Annotated in this window: 5 protein-coding genes; all 5 read right to left on the bottom strand. The window is 39.8% G+C overall.

Going from position 1 to position 8,225, the window contains the following annotated elements; translation table 11 throughout:
* Window positions 1-191: 191 nt before the first annotated feature.
* From glnE to tsaE, 5 genes are read right to left on the bottom strand one after another with little or no spacing between them, the layout of a single operon-like run.
* Complete coding sequence (glnE, locus tag QP437_RS09625) at window positions 192-3,128, bottom strand: bifunctional [glutamate--ammonia ligase]-adenylyl-L-tyrosine phosphorylase/[glutamate--ammonia-ligase] adenylyltransferase (RefSeq protein ID WP_285267692.1); 2,937 nt, start codon at window positions 3,126-3,128, stop codon at window positions 192-194.
* Window positions 3,129-4,082 (bottom strand): tRNA (adenosine(37)-N6)-dimethylallyltransferase MiaA, encoded by a 954-nt coding sequence (gene miaA, locus QP437_RS09620; RefSeq protein WP_285267691.1) that lies wholly within the window; start codon window positions 4,080-4,082, stop codon window positions 3,129-3,131.
* A 1-nt stretch (window position 4,083) separates the two neighbouring features.
* Window positions 4,084-5,931 carry a DNA mismatch repair endonuclease MutL gene (gene mutL / locus QP437_RS09615; protein WP_285267690.1) on the bottom strand — a complete coding sequence of 616 codons (1,848 nt, stop codon included), beginning with the start codon at window positions 5,929-5,931 and terminating at the stop codon, window positions 4,084-4,086.
* A gap of 8 nt (window positions 5,932-5,939) precedes the next feature.
* The gene (locus QP437_RS09610) at window positions 5,940-7,553 is read right to left on the bottom strand and encodes an N-acetylmuramoyl-L-alanine amidase (RefSeq protein WP_285267689.1); all 1,614 of its coding nucleotides are present in this window, start codon (window positions 7,551-7,553) and stop codon (window positions 5,940-5,942) included.
* An 11-nt stretch (window positions 7,554-7,564) separates the two neighbouring features.
* Window positions 7,565-8,035 carry a tRNA (adenosine(37)-N6)-threonylcarbamoyltransferase complex ATPase subunit type 1 TsaE gene (tsaE, locus tag QP437_RS09605; protein WP_285267688.1) on the bottom strand — a complete coding sequence of 157 codons (471 nt, stop codon included), beginning with the start codon at window positions 8,033-8,035 and terminating at the stop codon, window positions 7,565-7,567.
* Window positions 8,036-8,225 lie beyond the last annotated feature (190 nt).

The following is an 8,225-nucleotide window of genomic DNA, read 5'->3' as shown; positions in this document are numbered from 1 at the left end:
TGTGAGAGTAGGACACCGCCAGGTACTGAATCTGAACCCCGAGCTGAATGGCTTGGGGTTTTTGTTTATGGAGTTTTGTTAAAGATTACTTTGACAATATAAGCGCGGTAGAAAGTTAGGCTGTTTTTACGTAGAGAATATATAAAAAGGAGTTTATCCCAAATATCTGGGGATAGACTCCTTTAATCTTTTTAAGAAAATAGCTTATTCCAGAAAGAACAAACAAACTCTCTTTCTTCTGCAAACGCCGAATCATCAACAATAACAGGATTTCCTAATAAGTTCAGATGATGAATTTTATTACGTAGTGTCACGTAGCAGGATTTGAGCTTTTCACATTCTGTTAGAGAAATAATGTGATATTCTGCCATTGAATCAAAGATGCGGACGTTATCAGACCATTTGGTTAATATTGGATTAGCTGGGGCATTCGCAAGCATCAGATACTGGGCGATAAATTCAATATCGGTAATGCCGCCACGATCGGTTTTGATATTAAAAAATCCTTCTTTTGTATGAGATAAATGTTCGTACATTTTTTCACGCATTTCTCTTACTTCAATTTTTAGCTGATTAATATCTCTTTGAGCAGAAAGTACATTACAGCGAATTTTTTCAAATTCTGCTTTTAATTCAGATTCACCAAAAATGGCACGACTGCGGACAAGCGCTTGCTTTTCCCAAGTCCATGCTTCATTGAGTTGATAGTTTTCAAATGCTTGAAGTGAGCAGCCTAATAAGCCCGCATCGCCTGAAGGCCGTAAGCGCATATCAACATCGTAAAGTATGCCTGCACTGGTGTTCATACTAAAAATGCTGACAATTTTTTGAGCCAATCTTAAATAGAATTGGTTACTATCAATGGATTTTTTCCCACCAATGGTTTGGCCTTCAACAGCTTGGTATAAAAAGACTAAATCCAAATCAGATTTATAACCGAGTTCAATTCCGCCTAATTTGCCGTAGCCAATAACTAAAAAGCCTTTTTCTGTTTTACCTACTAGATGCTCAGGTACACCAAAGCGTTGACTGACTTGTTGCCAGGCAAAATTGACAACGGCATCAATAATTGCTTCAGCCAGATAAGTGATATGATCGCTCACTTTCATAACAGGCAATACGCCTAGAATATCAGCGGCTGCAACTCGTAATAAAATAGACTGTTTGAATTGGCGTAAACCGTCAATAAATTGCTCTTCATCGTCTTGCGGTAATCGCAGCATATATTGCTTTAATTCGTCAGGGTACTGCGTGAACGGTAATGGATTACGTAGTGCCTCAGTATTTAATAATTCATCGAGTAGAATAGGGTGGCGAGCCACTTGTTCGGCAATCATCTGTGATTGTGAACATAGTTCAATAAGCTGCTCAATGACTTGAGGATTTTCTAAGAGCAATTCCAAATACGTCGTTCTACTCGCAATTTTATCGACAATATTGAGGATGCGTGGCAATAAAGTGCGGTAATCTTTTTGCTCAAATATTTGAGTGAAGATATTTGGCAATAAGTGAGCTAAAACTTCTCGACCACGAGCACCAATAACACGGCGAGCGAGTGCATCTTTGAATTGAATAAGTTTATCTAAGATATCGGAAATTGCGTCCTCATCAATGCGATTATCGACCAGCATTTGTTCAATATCATCGAGGTCACTTTCTAAAAAATCAATCCACTGATTATTGTCATCGGTACGTTCATCTTTTTCTTCACCAATTAACGCATCAAAAACTGACCGCACTTTTTGTTGATGTGCTTGTAGTGTTTGATAGAAATCATCCCAGTTTTCAATTGGATAAGATTTTATCGTAGCCTGATTGTTCTCATCTAAATAAGTGTATTCTCGACAAGCGACCATTAATCTAAGGCGATTTTCTTCATCTGTTGGCAGAAGTTGCGTTTGTTGGTCATCAATGGCTTGAAGCACGTTTTCAGTACGACGAAGGAATATATAAGCGTCTCTTAATTCATGGTATTGTTGAGGTGTAATTAAACCGAGATCTCGTATTTCAGGAAGAAGTTTAAGCAATTCATGTTGTTGAAGCTTAATCTCACGTCCGCCTCGAATAAGTTGAAAAACTTGCACAATAAATTCGATTTCTCGAATCCCGCCTGCGCCTAACTTAATATTGTCTTTTAAGCCACGACGACGCACTTCACGCTCAATTTTACCTTTCATTTCACGTAAAGCTTGAATCACACTAAAATCAATATAGCGTCGATATACAAAAGGACGAAGTAATTGTTGTAAGGTTTTTACGTTAGGATCTTGCTCATCGGCGCCTAAAATACGTCCTTTGATCATGGCATAGCGCTCCCAGTCTCGCCCTTGATCTTGGTAATATTGCTCCATCGCAGAAAAACTTAAGGCAAGTGCACCGCTGTCGCCAAAAGGTCGAAGACGCATATCCGTACGATAGACAAAACCATCTGGCGTAAATTGATCCAACGCATTAATTAGACGTTGTCCTAAACGGGTAAAAAATTTGGCGTTATCAACGGCTCGTCTTGCTCCAACAGTTTCGCCTTGTGAAGGATAGGTAAAAATTAAATCAATATCAGAGGAGAAATTTAGCTCAAAACCACCTAATTTTCCCATACCAAGAATATAGAGTTGCTGAGGATTGCCATTTTCATCACAAGGCGTACCCATTTCTTCGCAAGCTTGTTTGTACAGCCAATCTCTCGCACTAATGATAAGACTCTCAGCAAGTTGAGAAAGACGAATAAAAATTTCTTCTACGGTGGCAAGATTCAAGCTTTGACAGAAACTGAGTTTCGCCATTTCTTGATTACGAAAATCTCGTAGCGTTTTGTAAAGCTGTTCTTCGTTTTGGATAGTGGAGAGTTGTTCAGCTAAACGGCTAGCATAATGTTGACAATCTGAAAATTGAGGAGGTGTTTGCCACCATTGGGCTAAAAAGTGCGGGTGTTTTTTTAAGACTTTTTCCAAGAAATCAGACAGACTGATGGCATAGTTTATTTGTCCGGTTGGTGTCGTGAGATCAGTTGCATCCCGCTCGATTTTTTGGGTTATTTCAGCAAGATTCATTTCAGGGAAATGTTGGCAAAGCACTTCGCCAAGTTGAATGAGTTTTTCAGTCGAAAGCGGAAGTGAAAGCGCCATAATTTACCCCTTAAAATGTTCGTCAATCTTGCGTAATACGATTTCTTTGGCCTGTTGCGGTTGCAGACTATCTAGCCAATTTAATGGTGTTTTCCAGCCGCGCAGCCAAGTGATTTGTCGTTTGGCTAATTGGCGAGTTGCACAAATACCACGGAAGACCATTTCTTCATGATCATAGTCACCTCGTAAATATTCCCACATTTGGCGATAGCCCACACAACGGATAGAAGGCAAATCAGGATGGAGATCTTCTCGTTGATAGAGTTTTTCCACTTCTTCTTGGAAGCCTAATTCGATCATTTTATGGAAACGTTGTTCGATACGTTGATGTAACACCGCGCGGTCTTCTGGTGCAATAGCGAATTGTAAAAATTGATAAGGCAATTCTTCGCCTTTTTGTTCGGTTAATTCCGTTAATGATTTACCCGTTAAATAGAATACTTCTAATGCACGATTAATGCGCTGTGAATCATTTGGGTTGATACGTTCAGCAGAAATAGGATCAATTTTTTGTAATTCTTGATGAAGTGCTGGCCAGCCAAGTTTTTGTGCTTTTTCTTCAATCTCTAAGCGTAACTTTTCATCAGCAGATGGAAGGGGGGAAAGTCCCTCAATCAATGCTTTGTAATACAACATCGTGCCGCCAACCAAAAGCGGAATTTTACCTTGTGCGGTAATATCGGCCATTTCTCTGAGCGCATCGTCACGAAAATTCATCGCAGAATAACTTTCAGCGGGATCTAAAATATCAATTAAGCGGTGAGGGGCAAGCGTAAGTTCTTCTTTAGAAGGCTTTGCTGTGCCAATATCCATACCTTTATAAATTAATGCAGAATCGACACTGATCACTTCCACTGGCAGGCTTTGACGTAATTGAATAGCTAGATCTGTTTTTCCAGAGGCCGTTGGCCCCATCAGAAAAAGTGCGGTTGGTTTGGAGTCAGTTTGTTGTGTCATATTACAAATCAGTTAAAAAGGGCTGCCAGTTAATCGGTTTCAGTAATGTATTAAATTTTTCTTGATAATCTTTATTCAGTAAGCGTTCCGTTTCACTTAATAAGCTGACTGCATCCGCTAACACTTGAATTGGTTTTACCTCTAGCGTCTGACAAAGTGCGGTCAGAAAATCAGGCATATTTTCTAGATGTTCAGTGAGTAGGCTCACCACACATTTTTGTAAATTTTGCGTACGTAAAACCGCAGGGACTTTGTTTAATGTGAGGCGTAACTGAGCTTCATTTTCAATAAATTCAAAACCACTTTGTTGGAAAAAAGCTTTTTGTTTTTGCCATTGTTCAAATTGTTTTTCATCTAAGCGGAAAATAATCGGGATGAGCAACGGTTGTTGTGGAATTTCACCTTGTTGTAAGGTTAATTCATAATTTAAGGTTTGCAATTTAGCTAATGACATCAAATAAAACTGCTGATTTTGTTGTAAAAGCAATGCTTTATTTTCAATTAATGCTAATGCACGTAAATAGCCTGCTTCACTTGTCTTCGGGAGTTGTTGTTCAACGACAGGTGTTGTTAAAACTTGAGAATTTTCCGCAGGACGAACTAATTCCCCATATAAGCGTTGTTCAGTCTTTGTAGGTTGTTCGCGATAACCATATGGCGGAACGTACTCACTACGGTTTGAAAAGTGCGGCCGATTTTCTAGTTGTTTTTCACGAGATTGATGATTATTCGAAGCGAAAATATTTTGCCCTGCCGCTGCACGATTAGGTTTTGTTTCATAGTGGGTTTGATACGAAGCCGAAGGCTCTCTTGCTTCATTCATCACTGGTGCTAAATCTAATTCAGTTTGAGAAATAGCATTGAGTGCATTTGTTACGCCTTGGCAGATAAAGTCATGAATTAAGCGAGCTTGATGGAAACGCACCTCGTGTTTTGTTGGATGCACGTTGACATCGACATCATGTGGATTGAGGTCGATAAACAGTACAAATGCTGGGTATTGCTCAATATGTAAATGTTCTGCATAAGCTTGGCGAATAGCGTGGGTGATCACTTTATCACGCACCATTCGTCCATTGATATAACAATAGCTCAAATCATTTTGAGAACGTGTAAATTCAGGTGTCGCCACCCATCCGGAAAGATGCAAATCATCATGTTTCCAGTCAATGCGTAAGGCATGTTGAACAAAATCATCGCCACAAATAGTGGCAACGCGTTTTAGTTGTTGTTCTTCATTTGTCGCGGGACGATATTGTCGAACAATTTTGCCGTTATGTGTGAGCGTAAAAGCAATATTAAATTTCGCTAAAGCAATTCGGCGAATGACTTCATCAATATGAGCAAATTCTGTTTTATCGGTACGTAAGAATTTACGACGAGCAGGCGTGTTAAAAAAGAGATTCGCCACTTCAACTGTTGTACCGACTGGATGAGATGCGGGTTTAATTATGGTTTCCATCTCTCGCCCTTGCGCATAGACTTGCCATGCTTCATTTTGCTCTGCAGTGCGAGAGGTAAGCGTGAGACGAGAAACCGAGCTGATACTGGCAAGGGCTTCACCACGGAAACCTAAACTTAAAATGGCTTCGAGATCATCAAGATCGGCAATTTTACTGGTTGCATGTCGAGCAAGGGCGAGGCTTAATTCTTCTTTAGGGATACCACTGCCATTATCTCGAATACGAATCAGGCTGGAGCCGCCGTTTTCGATATCAATATGAATTTTATTGGCGCCGGCATCAAGGCTGTTTTCCACCAATTCTTTCACCACAGAGGCAGGGCGTTCGACCACTTCACCGGCGGCAATCTGGTTAGCCAGCTGTGGAGAAAGAATTTTGATTGCCATAGGATTCCTTATTTTTCTTTAAGTTTGATTTTTTGACCAGTCACGATTTTGCCGTTTTTCAATGTCGGATTCAGTTTTAAAAGACGATTAACCGGTACATTGTATTCACGAGAGATAGCATAGATAGTTTGATCCGCTTTCACCGTATGGTAAAGCGGGATTTCTGTCTTGCCATTATCTTTCTTCTCATTTTCTTTTGAAGAAGCGTCTTTTTTATCGTTGCTTTTTTTCTCAGGCTCTTTTTTACTCTCAGTTTTTTCTTGTTTTTTATCTTTTTTAGAAACCGCTTTTTCAGCTTCAACAATTTTGCTGTTTTTTCCTTTATTATCGGCTTTGGCTTTATCATCCGATTTAGGTTTTTCTTCTACCTTTTTGCCTTTGCCGTTATCAGGAATTTTAATGGTTTCATTCAGCCAAAGTTCTTTACGTTTCAGTTTATTTAACTCAATAATTTCACTGACTTTCACATCATATTTGTTCGCCAGGCTACCAATGCTTTCACCTGGTTTTACTTTATGACGTATGCCGCTGTCTTTGACATCGGAAGTGCGGTCAGATTTTTCGATGTTTTTCTCTTCTTTTTTAGTTGGTTCTTCCGCTTTTTTGCCTTTGCCATTATCAGGAATCTTAATGGTTTCATTTAACCAAAGTTCTTTGCGTTTCAGTTTATTCAACTCAATAATTTCGCTGACTTTGACATCATATTTATTTGCTAGGCTACCAATGCTTTCACCTGGTTTCACTTTGTGGCGAATACCGCTGTCTTTCACATCGGAAGCGCGGTCAGATTTTTCATTATTTTTGTCGTTTGATTTTGTAGATTTGTTGTCTTGCTCATCACTAGGTGGAACAGCAATCGCTTTTAAATTACCATTGCGATAAGCGACTAAGCCTTCATAAATCATATAAGCAATACGACGACGATAAGCAATGGTATTCAGTTTTTGTTCTTCTTCCATATTGGAAAGGAAACCTGTTTCCACCAGAACAGAAGGAATATCGGGTGAACGCAATACGCCAAGGCTCGCATGTTGTGGCGTGCTACGACTTAATGAGGTCACGCGAGCAAAGCGACGTAAAATACTGTTGCCGAGTTCATAACCTGTGCGTTGGCTGTGACCAAATTGCAGGTCGAGTACAGTTTGATCTAAATATTTGTCATTGTTGTTGGAAAGTACTTTACCGGCTCCGCCTAAAAGCTCAGAACGTTTTTCATCGTCTTCTAACCATTGACCCATTTCATCGTTGGCACGGCGATTGGATAGCACCCAAACAGACGCACCCCGTTGGTCTGCATTAAGAGAGGAGTCAGCATGGATAGACACAAGAAAATTTGCTTTGTATTTACGTGCAATTTCAGAGCGTTCTGGCACAGAAATATAGTAATCGCTACTGCGTGTTAAAACACCTTTGAAATTAGGATCCTTATCTAGTAAGGCTTTTAATTCTCGCGCAATAGAAAGGGTGACATTTTTTTCATAAATGCCGAGATTTTTTCCGATAGCACCGGGATCTTTACCGCCGTGGCCGGGATCAATGGCAATTGTCCATTGTGGTGCGGCAAATACGGTAGTAGAAATTAGAGAAAATATTCCAAAAAGAAACGAAAATTTTGCTTTCATGTAAATCAATTTTATAGTTGTGTCAAAATATGCTCGCCCACTGAGTTTTGAGCAATTAGCGTAATGTTTCGAGCATCGTCGTAATAATCAATATTCACCAATAAATCAGCCTTAGGCAAGATGCCCTCACCTTTTTCTGCCCATTCGATTAAGCAGATGCAATTTTGGCTGAAATAATCACGAATGCCCATAAATTCCAATTCTTCAGGATCGGCAAGACGATATAAATCAAAGTGATAAATCATTTTTCCTGCAATGCTATATTCTTCCACTAACGTATAAGTAGGACTTTTGACATTGCCTTGGTAGCCTAAACCTTGCACCATTCCACGAGTCAGGGTGGTTTTCCCTGCACCGAGATCGCCATTAAAATAAAGCACAATAGCGTTATCTTTCGGTTGTTTTACAAGCACTTCTGCGAGTTTTTTACCAAAACGGAGCATTGTGCCTTCATCAGGAATGTATTGGGTTAATTCGGTCATTCTTAGAGTGATTTTTTTAGGTTAAAGTTTCTGGGGAATTTTATCGTATTTTGAAGGGAATATGTAGGGAAAATACAATAAAAAAATCCGCTGCTTTTCAGCAACGGATTAAGAATTTGGAGCGGGAAACGAGGCTCGAACTCGCGACCCCGACCTTGGCAAGGTCGTGCTCTACCAACTGAGCTATTCC

The sequence above is a fragment of the Haemophilus sp. UMB1048 genome (genome assembly GCF_030218125.1).
Classification (GTDB): Bacteria; Pseudomonadota; Gammaproteobacteria; order Enterobacterales; family Pasteurellaceae; genus Haemophilus_D.
This window is presented reverse-complemented; position numbering and strand designations above follow the sequence as displayed.